We start from the raw sequence: 14,833 nt of genomic DNA on the forward strand, positions 1-14,833 counted from the left end.
TCTGTAAGCCAAGTGATTTGGTGAGATACGGCAGGGGGAGGGCAGGTTTGAGCAATGGCGCAAAGACGCGCATGGAGCGCACCCGCAAACTGATCGTGGCTGCAGCCAGTGATCTCTTTCTCAAGCACGGCTTTCTCGGCACCAACATGGACGAGATCGCCGCGACGGCGGAGGTGTCGAAGCAGACGGTTTATTCCCATTTCCAGAACAAGGAGGCGCTGTTTCTCGAAGTCGTGCGCAGCATGACGGGGGGAGCAGGCGACGAATTCCAGGAGCAGGTGGCCGATCCCGATGGCGACGAGCGGATCGAGGACTTCCTGCTCGACTATGCCACGCAGTTGCTGACGATCGTGATGACGCCGCGGCTGATGCAGGTTCGCCGTCTCGTCATCGCCGAGGTGGAGCGGTTTCCGCAGCTTGGCGAAGCGCTGTACGAGCGCGGGCCGATGCGCTCGATCCGGCGGCTGGCGGTCGCCTTCAGGCGCTATGGCGAGAAGGGCGACATTCGGGTGAAGGACGCCGAGGTCGCCGGCGGGTTCTTCAACTGGCTGGTCATGGGCGGGCCGGTAAATGACGCCATGCTGCTCGGAGACAGCGCCATTCCGACGCCGGAGGTGCTCCGAGCCCATGCGTCGGAGGCGGTGCGGATCTTTCTGGCGGCCCATAGGCCCGGGTGAGTGATGGATGCGGACTGCGCTCAGGCGCGCCGCCTTCACCGCAAGTGGGCGTCCCACCATTTGAGCACGCGCATCGCCTTGAGCGTCACCCACCGCGAAGGGGCATCGACCCCGTCATCGACGTCGAACCACACGCGTCCGGCGGGGCGCCAGTCGAGTGGCCATGCGCCGTTTTCGAGTCGCCTCGAACGCAGATGGCCGATCGCTTCGCTGAGCCGTGGATCAGGTGCCGCACCGCAAAGGAGCGTCGCGGCGCGAAAGTAATCGAGCGCTCGCAGGATGTCGTATCGCCAGCGGCTCGGGTGGCAGAGGCACAGGAAGCGCTTGTCGGCGGCTTCGCCCGTGCTCAGGCGGCGGAAGAGATGGCGCTTGAGCAGATAGTCCTCGCCGGCCCGGCGCGCCACCTTGGACTGTGGCGTGCCACTGGTCGACCTTTCGAACGCAAGCAAGCCTTCGAGCACGTTGATGGTGGTGGCAAAGGAGGACCGGAGCGAACCGTTTGCCCGTTCGCAGTTCCAGCCGCCATCGGCCTGGGCCTCGCCGACGAGCCTGTCGACGATCCGCGAAACGTCGACGCCGAAATAGGCGCCGTCGGCAACGGTGCGGCCGTTGATGCACTCCTCGACTTCGCCTTGCCAATAGGGCTGGCCGCCTTCGTCCCAGCGCGAATTGGCGCCGATCAGGTCGACGGTTCGTCGGGCCCGATCGGACGAAGGGTCGAGACCGAACTCCCGCAGCTGCGACAGCGAAAAGCACGTTGCCGTCCAGGGCTGGCCGTGCTCGGTCCACTCGTGCGCGTCGAAACCGGCGGGAATGAAGGCGCCTGCCGCCCATTGCCCATCGTCATCCTGATGCGAGAGAAGCCTGGCGCCCCAGCCTTCGGTCTCCACCTTGGCCCGTTCGGCTTTCCATAGAGACTCTGGGGCGTCCAGCAGGTCGCGCATCACCTGCCAGCGAATTGCGGGATCCGATGCGAGAAGCCAGTCAATCACCGGGTCGGTCACGGGCGTACTCCAGGCTTGTGCCATCGGGTCGATCTGACCCGTTTCGACTGCACAAGCTAGGGCGCGTTCCGGATTGGGGAAGCTAGTCGTTCTTCGAGCCGAACATCTTCTTCAGCATGTCGGCCATTGGGCCGGTTGCCGGAAGCTTCTTCGGCTGGGCGGAATTGCGCGCCTGGCGGATATGTGATTGCGCGCCCTGCTTCTTCGGGCCTTCAGCCTTTTCCGCCTCCGGCTTACCGCCGGTCGCGAGCGCGATCTTGTTCAGAAGCTGGGAATCCTCGCCGCGCACCAGCATGTCGGCATTGTCGGCGATGGCGTCGAGCAGGGGCACCAGCCAGGCCTGGTCGGCCTTGGCGAAATCGCCGAGCACATGGGCATGCACCAGATCCTTGACGCCGGGATGGCCGATGCCAAGCCGCATGCGGCGATAGTCCTTGCCGCAATGGGCGTCGATCGACTTGATGCCGTTATGCCCGCCATGGCCGCCGCCAACCTTGATGCGCGCCTTGGCGGACGGCAGGTCGAGTTCATCATAGATGACGGTGATGTCCTTCGGCTGCAGCTTGTAGAAGCGCATGGCCTCGCCGACCGCTTCGCCGGACAGGTTCATGTAGGTCTGCGGTTTCATCAACAGGACGCGCTCGCCGCCGATGTCGCCCTCGGCGATCTCGGCCTTGAACTTCTTCGACCAGGAGGAAAAGCTGTGCCGGCGGTGAATGACGTCAACCGCCATAAAGCCGATATTGTGCCGGTTGGCGGCGTATTTCGAACCTGGATTGCCAAGCCCTACGATGATCAACATGGTGCTGCGCATTCATGATTTCGGGGTGATGCCATCCAAAAACACCGCACCCCCCGGAAGTCAACGCCTATTTCTCCGCCTGCAGGCTGGCATTGGGCTTGAGCCCATATTGCTTGAAGATCACATCCTGGGTGCCGTTGCCGATCAGCCGGTCGAGTTCGTATTGCATGGCGGCGACGATATCGCGGGGAAAGTCGCGATGGCAGGCGATGCCGTAAAGCTTGCCTTCCAGCACCAGCGCGGCCTCCACCGGTTTGCCTTCGCTGCGCATGCTTTCGAAGGTCTTTTCGGACGTCATCAAAAGATCGACCCGGCCGGCGAGCAGCTTTTTCAGGCTGGAGTCGAGATTGGCCGCATAGTCGATCTTGGGGAAGCGGTGCTCCTTGAGATAGGACGCCGAAAAATCCTCGCGCTGCGTGCCCACGGTATATTGGTGCGCGTCCTCCAGCGATGCCGGCGCGATGGCGGATCCGGCCTGCCGGACCATGACCATGTGGTCGATCAGCAGCGGCTCGACCCACTGGAAGTTTCGGTCGCGCTCGGCGTCGTGGCCGGTGGTGAAAACACAATAGGCGGGATCGGTCTCGGCCAGCATGAAAGCCCGCGCCCAGGGTAGAACCTCGATCGTATAGGGCAGCTTCAGGCGCTCCATGATGAGCTTGACCTGGTCGACGGCCGCACCGCTCGGGCCGGCCCCGGTCGAAAAGTTGTAAGGCGGATACTCCTCGGTGACGAACTTGATCGTCTGAGCCTCGGCCGTCGTTGCAAGACCAAGGAATAATGCTGCGATCAGCGCCTTCACATCTTTTCCTCCTCTTCTGCGTCCGCCTTGCGACGGATCCTTCTTTCTATCCCCGGCCTGTGCTCGACCTTAGGCCCCAAAGCTCTCCCGCGCCCCAGGGAACCAGGTGGGTGAACTCATGCCCGCATGCTGGGTGCGGAAGCCGCTTTTGCCTCGGAGTCGCTTTCGAGCATGGCCAGCATCCGGTCGACCGGCATCGGCCGGCTGAAGAGATAGCCCTGGCCGCAATCGACGCCGAGCTTGCGCAGCAGCTGCCACTGTTCCTTCGTCTCGATGCCTTCGGCAACGACGGTGCAGCCCATCTGGTGCGAGATCGTGCGGATGCCCTTGATCAGCATGCGGCTCTTGCGGCGGATATCGGCGGTGCCGGAGCTCAGCGACCGGGTGAAGGACTGGTCGACCTTGACGATATCGACCGGGAAACGGTTGAGATAGCTCAGCGACGAATAGCCGGTGCCGAAATCGTCGAGCGCGATGCGGCAGCCGAATTCGTTGAGCTGCTTCAGCACCGAGTGAACTTCCGGATTGTCGAGCATCAGCACCGCTTCGGTGATCTCGACGACGATCCGGCTCGGCGAGATATGATGCTTCAGAAGCAGGGCCGCGAGCTTGTGCGGCAGTGTCAGTTCGAACTGCAGCGGTGAGAAGTTGACAGCGAGATAGGTGTTCTGGGTGCCGTCGAGCTCGGAGATCGCTGCCAGATGGCGGATCGCCTTTTCAAGGATCTGGTCGCCGATGCGGGCGATCATGCCGGTTTCTTCGGCGATGCCGATGATCTTGCCGGGCGCCATCAGGCCCTTTTCCGGGTGGTTGAGGCGCATCAGCGCCTCGAAGCCGGCGATCTGCCCGTCGGCGAGGCTGACGATCGGTTGCAGCCAGGCTTCGAAGTGATCGTCCTTCAGGCCGGCTTCGATGCACTGCTCGATCTCGTGGCGCTCGCGCGAGGCGTCGAGCATGCCGGCGTCGAACACCTGCAGGCCATTCTTGCCGTCGTGCTTGCGCGCATACATCGCCATGTCCGCCTTCAGCAGCAGGTCGGAGGCGTTTTCGGCATGAGTCGGGTAGACGGCGATGCCGACGCTGGCGCTGACGAAAAGCTCGTTGCCGGCGATCGCCATCGGTTCGTGCAGCGCCGTGACGATGCGCTCGCCGATATCGGCCGCAAGGTTCCCGGCGTTCGGATCGGAAAGCAGGATGGCGAATTCGTCGCCACCGAGCCGGGCCATGATGTCGCCGGGCGGCAGGGCGGCCTGTATGAGCTCGACCGTCTGGCGCAGCACTTCGTCGCCGGCGGCATGGCCGAAATTGTCGTTGATCCACTTGAAGCGGTCGAGGTCGATGAACAGGCAGCCGAGCTGCATGCCGCATTGATCGGCCTCGGTGATCGCCTCGTCGAGCGCGGCCTCGAAGCCCTGGCGGTTCAACAGACCGGTCAGGTGATCGGTGATCGCCTGGGTGTGGTTGCGGCTTTCCGCCTGCTTCAGCGCGGTCACGTCGGTCATGACCGAGAGCGACAGGCTGCTCTCGCCGGTTGCCTTCGTCTCCTGGATCAGCACGGTCATCGCTTCGCCATCCGCCTTGCGGAAGGGAACGGTCACTTCGCGGATGGCGTGATCGGCAACGGCGATCGTCTTGGCGTGGCTGCGATAGGTTTCGTGCCAGTGCGGATCGACGAAATCGATGAAGTCGCGCCCGACGACGTCGTCGCGGCTGTAGCCGGTGGCCAGCAGCCAATAGTCGCTGACGGCGAGCAGGCGCCCGTCGACATCCAGCGAAAACAGCATCGCCGGCGTCAGGTTGTAGATGTCGGTGACGCGCTCATGGGCGTTTTTCAGCTCGGTCTCTTCGCGCTCGAGGCGGTCCTGCATCTCGTTGAAGTTGGCGGCGAGTGCGCCCATTTCATCGTCGGAGGTCCAGTCGACGCGGTGGCGAGACCCGAGCCGGCGCGTAGCCTCGATCGCGGCGGTCAGGCGCATCAGCGGGCGCATCACCGTAAAGCGATTGCCGACGAGCGCAGCGGCAAAGACGATCGCGACCGCAAAAAGCAGGATGGCGAGAATCGCCAGTTCGTCCTTACTGAATTGCGACAGCAGACCCGGCGTCGGGACCCTGACTTCGATGCGTCCGACCTCTTTCATGCCATCGACCGACTGGTAGGAAATGGGCAGGATGAGGACCCGGTCCTTGGTGCTCGGCAACACGCCGCCCAGCGGCATCTGCGCGAGGATCGATCCGGATTGGTCGCGGATGGTGACGGAGAGGATGTCGGTGCCGTTTATCAGCGAACGGGCGATGTGCTTGATGGCGTCACTGTCAAAGTCCCAGATGGGCTTGCCGAGCGCCTCGGCGCTCGCGGCCATCAACAGTTCGATGTTGTGCAGGCGCTCGCGTGCAATGCGATCGCTGGAGATGCTGAGAAAGAGTGCAAGCAGCGGGGCAATGAAGACGAGCATCGCGCCGCAGACAATCGCAATAAACCGGTTCTCCACGGAGTGCATCATCGCATGCACGCCTCAGAAGCAGCTGCCACCCATCTCATATCAGGATTCTCTTCAGACAAGCCCATTTTCCCCGTCAGAAGAACATCATCAAAATCTTAAATGTTGCTGAAATCGCTTCATGATAATTCGTGGGGCGCGGCATCGATGCGGCCGGGTGCCGGCGGGCAGCCGCCAATGCAAAAAGCCCGCCCCAAACGAATGGGACGGGCTTTCGATGAAGTGCGGCGGGACCGGCTTTCGCCGGTCGCCCAGAGGCCAATCAGGCTTCTGCTTCGCCTTCGGCTTCTTCCTTCACGCCACCGGCCGGTGCAACGATCGTTGCAATGGTGAAGTCGCGATCGGTGATAACCGGGGTCGCGCCCTTCGGCAGCTTGATGTTGGAGATGTGGATGGCGTCGCCGACCTTGAGACCGGAGAGGTCAACGGTCAGGAATTCCGGAATGTCGTTTGCCGAAACGTTGAGTTCGACGTCGTGACGAACGATGTTGAGAACGCCGCCAGCCTTGAGGCCCGGGGACTTCTCTTCGTTTTCGAAGTGAACCGGAACTGCAACGGTAACCTGGCTGTCCTTGGAGACGCGCAGGAAGTCGACATGCATCGTGAAGTCACGGACCGGATCCAGCTGGTAGTCCTTCGGCAGGACGCGGATCTTTTCGCCGTTGACGTCGATGGTTGCGACGGTGGTCATGAAACCGCCGGCGTGGATCTTCATCGTCACTTCCTTGGTGGAGAGCGCGATGGAAAGGGGGGCCTGCTTGTCACCGTAGATGACAGCCGGGATAAGACCGTTGCGACGAAGTTCACGGGAGGACCCCTTACCAACCCGTTCGCGCGTCTCGGCCTTGAGCTCGTAGGATGCGTGGCTCATGGATAGACCTTTCTGTGTCTAATGCTGGAGAGTTCGACCGCCATGCGGAAGAACTGAAGCCGCAAGGACTTCATCCGCGTTGCCTCCAAGGGTGTCTACGCGGACGGGCGCTCCATAGACGAGATCCCCCGCAAATGCAAGCTTTGCCGCGGTTTCAGCTCTTTTTACCGGTGAAACGTGCGAGCGCCAGCATGGCACCGCCGGCAATCAGCCCCCAGAAGGCGCCAGAAACACCGCCGAAGCTGACGCCGGACGCGGTCACCAGGAAGGTGATTGCGGCCGCCTCGCGGGTCTTCGGGTCCGTAAAGGCGGCCATGGCGGAGCCGGCGAAGGCACCGACGAGGGCAAGGCCCGCCACAGCTTCGATCAGGATCGACGGCGCAAGGCTGACGAAGGTGGTGACGACGCCGGCAAGCAGGCCGAAGAGAATGTAGAAGGCACCGGCATTGATCGCCGACCAGTAGCGCCGGTTGCGATCCGGATGGGAATCGCCGCCGGCGCACATGGCAGCCGTGATTGCAGCCAGATTGACCGCATGGCCGCCGAAGGGGGCGCTCAACATCGAAAAGACGCCGGTCGTCGCAAACAGCGGTCCCGGCTCCGGGTGATAGTCGTTGACCTTCAGCACGGCGACGCCGGGAATGTTCTGCGAGGCCATGGTGACGATGAAGAGCGGCAGGGCGATGCTGATCATGGCCGCGACGTTGAACTGCGGCATCACGAATTCCACGGTCGGTACCAGCGCCGAGGAGAGGGCGGAAAAGGCGCCGGCCGGGATTTCGACGCCGAAGGTGATGACCAGCACGAAGGCGATCAGCGCGGCGGGCACTGCATAGAGCTTGTTGATGCTGCCGACGAGTGCCCAGGCGATGAGAATCGGCAGGCCGAAAAGCGGATTGAAGGCGATCGCCTTGACAGGGGCAAAGCAGAGGCTGAGCAGCACGCCGGCCAGCATCGCATTGGCAAGCGGCGCCGGAATGGAAGAGACCAGGCGGCCGAGCGGTTTCCAGAGGCCGGCGACGACGACGAGCAGGCCGCAGACGAGAAAGGCGCCGACAGCGGCATTAAAGCCACCTTCGACGATGCCGGCGCTCGCAAGCAAGGCGGCGCCCGGCGTCGACCAGGCAATGCTGACCGGCAGCCGCGTCACCGCGCTGATGACGATGGCGCAGAGGCCCATCGAGATCGACAGCGCCATCAGCCCGGAGGCAGCCTGCGCTTCGCTGGCGCCGACGCCGGTCAGCCCGTGCAGCACGACGGCAAAGGAACTGGCGAAGCCGACGAAGGCGATCAGCAGGCCCATGAACAGGCTCTGGAGCGAAAAGTCACGAAGCATGGCGGCAACCGGCTGTTGTGAGGTTGAGTCGCGGCAATTTGATCCTTTCGCGTAGCACATTCGGGCGCTCTGTCGATATCGGCGGCGTGATCCACCGATCAAACTCGTTGACGGGCGCCGGCTCTCGAACCTTCGTCTGGCTGGACCTTCGCGGAAAACGACGGCTATAGTGGCCCCCGTGGATGCGGCTCGCTTGGGAGATCGGCCGTGTCGACATTTCGCCGGACGACGCTTTCAGGGAGGAAGCCGATGGCTGCCGTCAGGGAACATTCGGACTATGTCTACAAGGTTGCGCACCAGCCGTCGGCGGCTGCCAGTTCGCCGATCGCCGCTTCGTGGCGCCGGTGCATGACGCTGCATGGGCTGGCACCTGAGGAGGGGCGTCAGCCGCTCAGACTGTCCGGCATGGAGTTCGAGCTTGCCCGGCAGAGGTCGGCCGAGCTGATCCTGGAAGCGGGCGGTGAACTCGACCGGCTGTTCGCCACCGTCGGCCGGGCCGGCTGCTGCCTGCTTTTGACCGACGACAAGGGCGTGGCGCTGGAACGCCGCGGCGCCGTCGGCGACGATGCCGATTTTCGCGATGTCGGGCTCTGGTCGGGTACGGTCTGGAGCGAGGCAAGCGTCGGCACCAACGGCATCGGCACGGCGATCGCCGACGAGCGCGCCGTCGTCATCCAGCGCGACCAGCATTTCCTCAGCAGCAATATCGGCCTCAGTTGCACCACGGCGCCGATCCGCGACCATCTCGGCCGGTTGGCCGCGGCCATCGATATCTCCACCTGCCGCTCGGACGCCTCCGAAATGACCATGTCGCTCTTGTCGCAGGCGGTGCGCGACGCGGCTGCGCGCATCGAGGCAGGCCTTTTCCGTCGCGCCTTTGCCAGCGCGCGCATCGTGCTGGTCCCGGTCGATCGCGCCGGGCCGGCGCTTCTCGCCGTCGACCGCGACGACCTCGTGCTTGGTGCAACGCGTGCAGCCCGGCAATGGCTGGATCTCGACGACAAACGCATTGCCGCCGGAGTTCCGGCCTCTGACCTTCTGCGGGAAGATACGTCGGGTGATGCCGGCGAGCTTCCCGATGCGGAGCGTGCTGCGCTCCGACGGGTGCTCTCGCGCGCCAACGGCAATGTCTCCATGGCGGCCGATCTGCTCGGCATCAGCCGCGCCACGCTTTACCGCAAGATGAAGCGGCTTCAGGTCAACTGACCGCACAACATTCTCGATCTGCCCCTCACCATAGCCCTCTCCCCGCCGCATACGGGGAGAGGGGACGTGCCTTACGGCGGTCTTCGTGCTTGGGTGACTACGTTGATTGGGACATGGGGGCTGCCGCTTACCCCTTCTCCCCGCTCGCGGGGAGAAGGTCCCGGCAGGGGGATGAGGTGCAGCTTCCGATCGTGTCCGTTCCCGTTTGCTGCGTTGCAGCACAGTAGCTGGCGCCTGGCTGTCTCAATTCTGAAACAGATCGCGTCGCGGGCGATCACGCCTCACTATCGAAGACAACCGAACCACTCCACGCTCCTCCTCACAGCTCCATTGCTGGGTCTCAGGGAGGAATGACCATGCTGCATCAGAAGATCGTCGAAAGCCCGTTCAAACAGAAATACGGCAACTTCATCGGCGGGGAATGGCGCGAGCCGGTGGCCGGCCGCTACTTCGACAATACGACGCCGGTGACCGGCGGTGTGCTTTGCCAGGTGGCGCGCTCGGATGCCGCCGATATCGAGCTGGCGCTCGATGCTGCCCATGCCGTCCGCGAGAAATGGGGCCGCACCTCGGCCGCCGAGCGTTCCAACATCCTGATGAAGATCGCCGGCCGGATGGAGGACAATCTCGAACTGCTGGCGCGGGCCGAGACCTTCGACAACGGCAAGCCGATCCGCGAGACCATGGCCGCCGACATTCCGCTTGCCATCGACCATTTCCGCTACTTCGCCGCCTGCATCCGCGCCCAGGAAGGTTCGATCGGCGAGATCGACCACGACACGGTTGCCTACCACTTCCATGAACCGCTCGGCGTCGTCGGTCAGATCATCCCCTGGAACTTCCCGATCCTGATGGCCGCCTGGAAGCTGGCGCCGGCACTTGCGGCCGGCAACTGCGTCGTGCTGAAACCGGCCGAGCAGACACCGGCGTCGATCCTCGTCTGGGCGGAGCTGATCGGCGATCTCCTTCCGGCCGGCGTGCTCAACATCGTCAATGGTTTCGGTCTCGAAGCCGGCAAGCCGCTCGCCACCAGCCCGCGCATCGCCAAGATCGCCTTTACCGGCGAGACGACGACCGGGCGGCTGATCATGCAATATGCCAGCCAGAACCTTATTCCGGTGACGCTGGAGCTCGGCGGCAAGTCGCCGAACATCTTCTTCGCCGATGTGCTCGCCGAAGACGACGACTACTTCGACAAGGCGCTCGAAGGCTTTGCCATGTTCGCGCTGAACCAGGGTGAGGTCTGCACCTGCCCGAGCCGCGCACTGGTGCAGGAGAGCATCTATGACCGCTTCATGGAACGGGCGGTAAAACGCGTCGAGGCGATCCGCCAGGGCAATCCGCTCGACAGTGCCACGATGATCGGCGCGCAGGCGTCGAGCGAACAGCTCGAAAAGATCCTCTCCTACATCGATATCGGCAAACAGGAAGGCGCCGAGGTGCTGACCGGCGGCGGCCGCAATGTGCTCGAAGGCGAGCTGTCGGAAGGCTTCTACGTCAAGCCGACCGTTTTCCGCGGGCACAACAAGATGCGCGTGTTCCAGGAGGAGATCTTCGGGCCTGTCGTTTCGGTCACCACCTTCAAGACCGAGGCCGAAGCGCTGGAGATCGCCAACGACACGCTCTATGGCCTCGGGGCCGGTGTGTGGAGCCGCGATGCCAACCGGTGCTACCGCTTCGGCCGGGAGATCCAGGCGGGCCGCGTGTGGACCAATTGCTACCACGCCTATCCGGCCCATGCGGCCTTCGGCGGCTACAAGCAGTCCGGCATCGGTCGCGAGACCCACAAGATGATGCTCGATCACTATCAGCAGACCAAGAACATGCTGGTGAGCTACAGCCCCAAGGCGCTCGGCTTCTTCTGATCGGATCTGCCTTCCCCGCCGCCTGGGGAAGGCGACAGGAGCGGGAGGGAGGGCGTTCTCCTCCTTTCCCTCTCGCTCGATCAACGGCTGAGGCGTGCTCTCCACCCGCGCCTCAGCCGGCTTTTTGCAGAATGCTCTCGAACAGTGAGGCTCGCGAATGTCCACTGAACTCATAGGATCCAGCGGAATCGGCGAACCCCGCGTGCTTGCAACCGATGCGGCGCTCGGCTTCATCGCCGAAATCCGGCGGGATCACCCCGATATCCTGTTTCATCAGTCCGGTGGCTGCTGCGACGGCTCGTCGCCCATGTGTTATCCGGCCGATGACTACATCGTCGGCGACAATGACGTGAAGCTCGGCGAGATCGGCGGCGTGCCTGTCTATATCAGCGCCAGCCAGTTCGAAGTGTGGAAACACACGCAACTGATCATCGACGTGGTGCCGGGCAGGGGCGGCATGTTTTCGCTCGACAACGGACGGGAGAGACGTTTCCTGACGCGCTCCCGGCTCTTTGGCGGCGGCGAGGCCTGTGCCGTGGTTTTCCGTGGACGGTGAGCTGCGGAACTATGTCCGCTCCCGCATGACTTTTGCCGCCAGGTCCAGAAAGGCCCGCAGTTTTGGCTGTGTCTGGGCCTTGGCGGGGAAATAGATGAAAAGACCTGGCGACGTCGGCAGATAGGCTTCGAGCACCCGTTCGAGGCGGCCGCTCGCAACGGCGTCGCGCACCGAAAGATCCGGCAGATAGGCAAGCCCGGTGCCGGCCTCCGCCATCTCCATGAGCATCTGAAAATCATTGACGGTGAGGGCGCCCGGAGCATCGACCGAGACGTCGCGCCCCTCGCGCTCGAACTCCCAGCGGTAGATCGTGCCGGATCCCGGATAACGATAGCGGACGGCTTCGTGGCGCGTCACGTCCTCGGGTGTCGACGGCCGCCCGTGCTTGACAAAATAGGAGGGCGAACCGACCACGGCCCACGTGATGTCAGGCGTCAGCCGGACGGCAATCATATCGCGCTCGACCGCTTCGCCGATGCGCATACCGGCATCGAAGCCGTGTTCAGTGATGTCGACGGCCGCATCGTCGATGGAGACTTCGACGGAAACGTCCGGATAGGCCTGGCGAAACCGCGGCAGGAGGGGCGTCAGCACCAGTGGGATGGCCATGCGCGGCACGGTCAGCCGGAGATTGCCCATCGGCCGGTCGCGAAAATCGCCGAGCAACTCATAGGCGCCGGCGATCTCGGTGGCGGCAGGACGTACGCGCTTCAGGAAGGCGAGGCCCGCCTCGGTCAGAGCAACGCGCCGGGTGGTGCGCACGAAAAGCTGGAGGCCGAGACGGGCTTCGAGCGCCCTGATCGTCTGGCTGACGGCATTGGGCGTGACGCCGAGCGTCGCCGCTGCTGCGGTGAAGCTCTTTGCCTCTGCCACCGCCAGAAACTCTCTCAGTCCGTTGAAAGGGTCGTTCGCCATCCGTCGATTATGAAGCAATTCTTCCAAGCCTATCAAGAGAGCGGTGGTTTTTCATAGCAATCCACTTCGGCATGATCTGTCCAACTGCAACCTGTCTTTCAGAGGATGGAGATCGACATGCAATATACGACGCTTGGAAATACCGGTCTGGTGGTTTCGCGCATCGCCTTCGGGGCGATGACGTTTACTGCCGGCGACCGCAGCCTCGGCGCGGTCTACAAGACCGATGCCGAAGCTGCCGACGCCCTCGTCGGGCAGGCGCTCGATGCCGGCATCAATTTCTTCGACACGGCCGACGCCTATGCCTCCGGCCAATCGGAGCGGATCCTGGGTACGGCGCTCAAGTCCCGTCGCGACGAGGTGGTGATCGCCACCAAGGTCGGTTTCCGCACCGGCACGTCGCTCAACCAGGCCGGTCTGTCGCGCCGTCACATTCTCTGGTCGGTTGACGAGAGCCTGAAGCGGCTCGCAACCGACTGGATCGACGCCTATATCGTCCACAAGGAAGACCCGCATACGCCGCTTGAGGAAACGCTCGCAGCGCTCGACGCGGTCGTGCGCTCCGGCAAGGTACGCTATATCGGCTTTTCCAACTGGTCGGCCTGGAAGGTGGCAGCGGCCCTCGAAATCCAGAAGGCCAACGGGCTGGCGCCCTTCACCCACGGCCAGATGCACTATTCGCTGCTCGGCCGCGACGTCGAGCGTGACGTCGTTCCGATGATGCAGCGCTATGGGCTGGGGCTGACGGTGTGGAGCCCACTCGCCTCGGGTTTCCTTTCGGGCAAGTACACCCGCGACAATCTCGGCGATCCGGACAACCGCTATTCCGGCTTCGACATTTTGCCCTTCGACAAGGAGCAGGGCTTCAAGCTGGTGGAGCGCATGCGCGGCATCGCCGGCGAACATCGGGCGAGCGTCGCCCAGGTGGCGATCGCCTGGCTGCTTTCGAAGAGGGCGGTGACCAGTGTGCTGCTCGGCGCTTCCAAGCCCCACCAGTTGAAGGACAATCTTGGCGCCGCCGATCTCGCTCTGACGGCGGCGGAGATCTCGGCGCTCGATGCCGAGACCGTGCCGGCGCCTGTCTATCCCAACTGGTTCATCGACAATCTCGTCGACCAGCCGCTGGCCCAGGCGTTCGGGGAGTAACCGCGTCCCGCAACGAAAAACGCCGGCGCGTATGGCGCCGGCGATTTGGAAATTCGGGCGTTCCGGACGACCTCAGTCGAAGAGGCTCGATACCGACTCTTCTTGGCTCGTGCGGCTGATGGCTTCGCCGAGCAGGCCCGCGGTCGAGATGACGCGGATGTTGTGGGCTGACTGGACGGCGGTCGTCGGCTGGATCGAGTCGGTGATGACCAGTTCCTTCAGCATCGACGAGGTAACGCGGGCAACCGCGCCGCCGGAGAGAACGCCATGGGTGATGTAGGCGGTGACGCTGGTCGCGCCGTTCTTCAAAAGCGCCTCGGCCGCGTTGCAGAGCGTGCCGCCGGAATCGACGATGTCGTCGATCAGCAGGCAGTCCTTGCCCTTCACGTCGCCGATGACGTTCATGACTTCGGATTCACCCGGACGGTCGCGGCGCTTGTCGACGATCGCCAGCAGACAGTCGAGACGCTTGGCAAGCGCACGGGCGCGTACCACGCCGCCGACGTCCGGCGAAACGACCATGACGTTCTTCAGGTCGTAGTTTTCCTTGACGTCGCGCGCCAGGATCGGGATCGCATAGAGGTTGTCGGTCGGGATATCGAAGAAGCCCTGGATCTGGCCGGCATGAAGATCGAGCGTCAGCACGCGGTCGGCGCCGGCTTCGGTGATCAGGTTGGAGACCAGCTTGGCGGAGATCGGCGTGCGCGGACCGGGTTTGCGGTCCTGGCGGGCATAGCCGAAATAGGGAAGCACGGCGGTGATCCGGCGAGCGGAGGAGCGGCGCACCGCGTCGATCATGATGAGCAGTTCCATCAGGTGATCGTTGGTGGGAAACGAGGTCGACTGGATGATGAAGACATCCTCGCCGCGTACGTTTTCGCCGATCTCGACGAAGATTTCCTGATCGGCGAAACGGCGTACCGTCGCTTTGCCGAGAGGCAGGTTGAGATAGTTGCAGATCGCTTCGGCCAGGAGCCGGTTCGAATTACCTGCGAAAACCTTCATTGACGGACCGCCTTGAGCTGGCGCGGTCACCGTCCGGTACTTTTCCGGCAGCGGTGTTTTCCGCGCAGATTCCGAGAGCCATTCCAATCGCGGTCATTCTTTGCGGATGGCCGCCGTTCAGAGCTGATCGGCCGCTTTTTAGCGAGACTG

General features: G+C 63.3%; 13 protein-coding genes. 5 read left to right on the plus strand and 8 right to left on the minus strand.

The genetic code is table 11. The features are described 5' to 3' along the window. The first annotated feature begins 47 nt into the window (after window positions 1-47). Complete coding sequence (locus IB272_RS16750) at window positions 48-677, plus strand: TetR/AcrR family transcriptional regulator (RefSeq protein WP_246810368.1); 630 nt, start codon at window positions 48-50, stop codon at window positions 675-677. A 35-nt stretch (window positions 678-712) separates the two neighbouring features. Here IB272_RS16750 and IB272_RS16755 read toward each other — a convergent pair whose 3' ends face one another. From IB272_RS16755 to IB272_RS16780, 6 genes are all read right to left on the minus strand, one after another. After that, the gene (locus tag IB272_RS16755) at window positions 713-1,705 is read right to left on the minus strand and encodes a hypothetical protein (RefSeq protein WP_060581753.1); all 993 of its coding nucleotides are present in this window, start codon (window positions 1,703-1,705) and stop codon (window positions 713-715) included. A gap of 58 nt (window positions 1,706-1,763) precedes the next feature. After that, on the minus strand, window positions 1,764-2,483 hold the full coding sequence (gene pth / locus IB272_RS16760) for an aminoacyl-tRNA hydrolase (protein ID WP_034789041.1): 720 nt from the start codon (window positions 2,481-2,483) through the stop codon (window positions 1,764-1,766). A 67-nt stretch (window positions 2,484-2,550) separates the two neighbouring features. Further along, window positions 2,551-3,285: a transporter substrate-binding domain-containing protein gene (locus tag IB272_RS16765; RefSeq protein WP_034788770.1), complete on the minus strand. Its 735-nt coding sequence runs from the start codon at window positions 3,283-3,285 to the stop codon at window positions 2,551-2,553. Between the two features lie 116 nt (window positions 3,286-3,401). Further along, window positions 3,402-5,786: an EAL domain-containing protein gene (locus IB272_RS16770; RefSeq protein WP_060581755.1), complete on the minus strand. Its 2,385-nt coding sequence runs from the start codon at window positions 5,784-5,786 to the stop codon at window positions 3,402-3,404. Window positions 5,787-6,045: 259 nt separating this feature from the next. After that, window positions 6,046-6,654: a 50S ribosomal protein L25/general stress protein Ctc gene (locus IB272_RS16775; RefSeq protein WP_034788765.1), complete on the minus strand. Its 609-nt coding sequence runs from the start codon at window positions 6,652-6,654 to the stop codon at window positions 6,046-6,048. A 154-nt stretch (window positions 6,655-6,808) separates the two neighbouring features. Continuing rightward, entirely contained in the window at window positions 6,809-7,990 is a 1,182-nt protein-coding gene (locus IB272_RS16780) for a benzoate/H(+) symporter BenE family transporter (protein ID WP_060581757.1), read from the minus strand. A 249-nt stretch (window positions 7,991-8,239) separates the two neighbouring features. Here IB272_RS16780 and IB272_RS16785 point away from each other — a divergent pair, with 249 nt between their 5' ends. From IB272_RS16785 to IB272_RS16795, 3 genes are all read left to right on the plus strand, one after another. Beyond that, a complete protein-coding gene (locus IB272_RS16785) occupies window positions 8,240-9,196 on the plus strand; it encodes a helix-turn-helix domain-containing protein (protein WP_034788760.1) in 957 nt (318 codons plus the stop codon). 356 nt (window positions 9,197-9,552) lie between these two features. Continuing rightward, entirely contained in the window at window positions 9,553-11,061 is a 1,509-nt protein-coding gene (adh, locus tag IB272_RS16790) for an aldehyde dehydrogenase (protein WP_034788758.1), read from the plus strand. A 157-nt stretch (window positions 11,062-11,218) separates the two neighbouring features. Next, window positions 11,219-11,617 carry a DUF779 domain-containing protein gene (locus IB272_RS16795; protein ID WP_060581759.1) on the plus strand — a complete coding sequence of 133 codons (399 nt, stop codon included), beginning with the start codon at window positions 11,219-11,221 and terminating at the stop codon, window positions 11,615-11,617. A 9-nt stretch (window positions 11,618-11,626) separates the two neighbouring features. Here IB272_RS16795 and IB272_RS16800 read toward each other — a convergent pair whose 3' ends face one another. Beyond that, on the minus strand, window positions 11,627-12,532 hold the full coding sequence (locus IB272_RS16800; RefSeq protein WP_060581761.1) for a LysR family transcriptional regulator: 906 nt from the start codon (window positions 12,530-12,532) through the stop codon (window positions 11,627-11,629). A 117-nt stretch (window positions 12,533-12,649) separates the two neighbouring features. Between IB272_RS16800 and IB272_RS16805 the strand changes: the two genes are divergently transcribed. Beyond that, the gene (locus IB272_RS16805) at window positions 12,650-13,678 is read left to right on the plus strand and encodes an aldo/keto reductase (protein ID WP_113136102.1); all 1,029 of its coding nucleotides are present in this window, start codon (window positions 12,650-12,652) and stop codon (window positions 13,676-13,678) included. Window positions 13,679-13,750: 72 nt separating this feature from the next. Here the strand turns inward: IB272_RS16805 and IB272_RS16810 are convergent, their stop codons facing one another. Continuing rightward, window positions 13,751-14,683, minus strand: a complete 933-nt coding sequence (locus IB272_RS16810) for a ribose-phosphate pyrophosphokinase (protein WP_034788749.1) — start codon at window positions 14,681-14,683, stop codon at window positions 13,751-13,753. Between the last annotated feature and the right edge of the window lie 150 nt (window positions 14,684-14,833).

The organism is Ensifer sp. ENS08, from assembly GCF_014852195.1.
Classification (GTDB): Bacteria; Pseudomonadota; Alphaproteobacteria; order Rhizobiales; family Rhizobiaceae; genus Ensifer; species Ensifer adhaerens.

Coding starts and splice junctions, on each gene's coding strand:
- IB272_RS16805 (WP_113136102.1), top strand. CDS start 12,650: ATGCAATATACGACGCTTGGAAATACCGGTCTGGTGGTTTCGCGCATC.
- IB272_RS16810 (WP_034788749.1), bottom strand. CDS start 14,683: ATGAAGGTTTTCGCAGGTAATTCGAACCGGCTCCTGGCCGAAGCGATC.
- IB272_RS16775 (WP_034788765.1), bottom strand. CDS start 6,654: ATGAGCCACGCATCCTACGAGCTCAAGGCCGAGACGCGCGAACGGGTT.
- pth (WP_034789041.1), bottom strand. CDS start 2,483: ATGTTGATCATCGTAGGGCTTGGCAATCCAGGTTCGAAATACGCCGCC.
- IB272_RS16795 (WP_060581759.1), top strand. CDS start 11,219: ATGTCCACTGAACTCATAGGATCCAGCGGAATCGGCGAACCCCGCGTG.
- IB272_RS16770 (WP_060581755.1), bottom strand. CDS start 5,786: ATGATGCACTCCGTGGAGAACCGGTTTATTGCGATTGTCTGCGGCGCG.
- IB272_RS16755 (WP_060581753.1), bottom strand. CDS start 1,705: ATGGCACAAGCCTGGAGTACGCCCGTGACCGACCCGGTGATTGACTGG.
- adh (WP_034788758.1), top strand. CDS start 9,553: ATGCTGCATCAGAAGATCGTCGAAAGCCCGTTCAAACAGAAATACGGC.
- IB272_RS16800 (WP_060581761.1), bottom strand. CDS start 12,532: ATGGCGAACGACCCTTTCAACGGACTGAGAGAGTTTCTGGCGGTGGCA.
- IB272_RS16785 (WP_034788760.1), top strand. CDS start 8,240: ATGGCTGCCGTCAGGGAACATTCGGACTATGTCTACAAGGTTGCGCAC.
- IB272_RS16780 (WP_060581757.1), bottom strand. CDS start 7,990: ATGCTTCGTGACTTTTCGCTCCAGAGCCTGTTCATGGGCCTGCTGATC.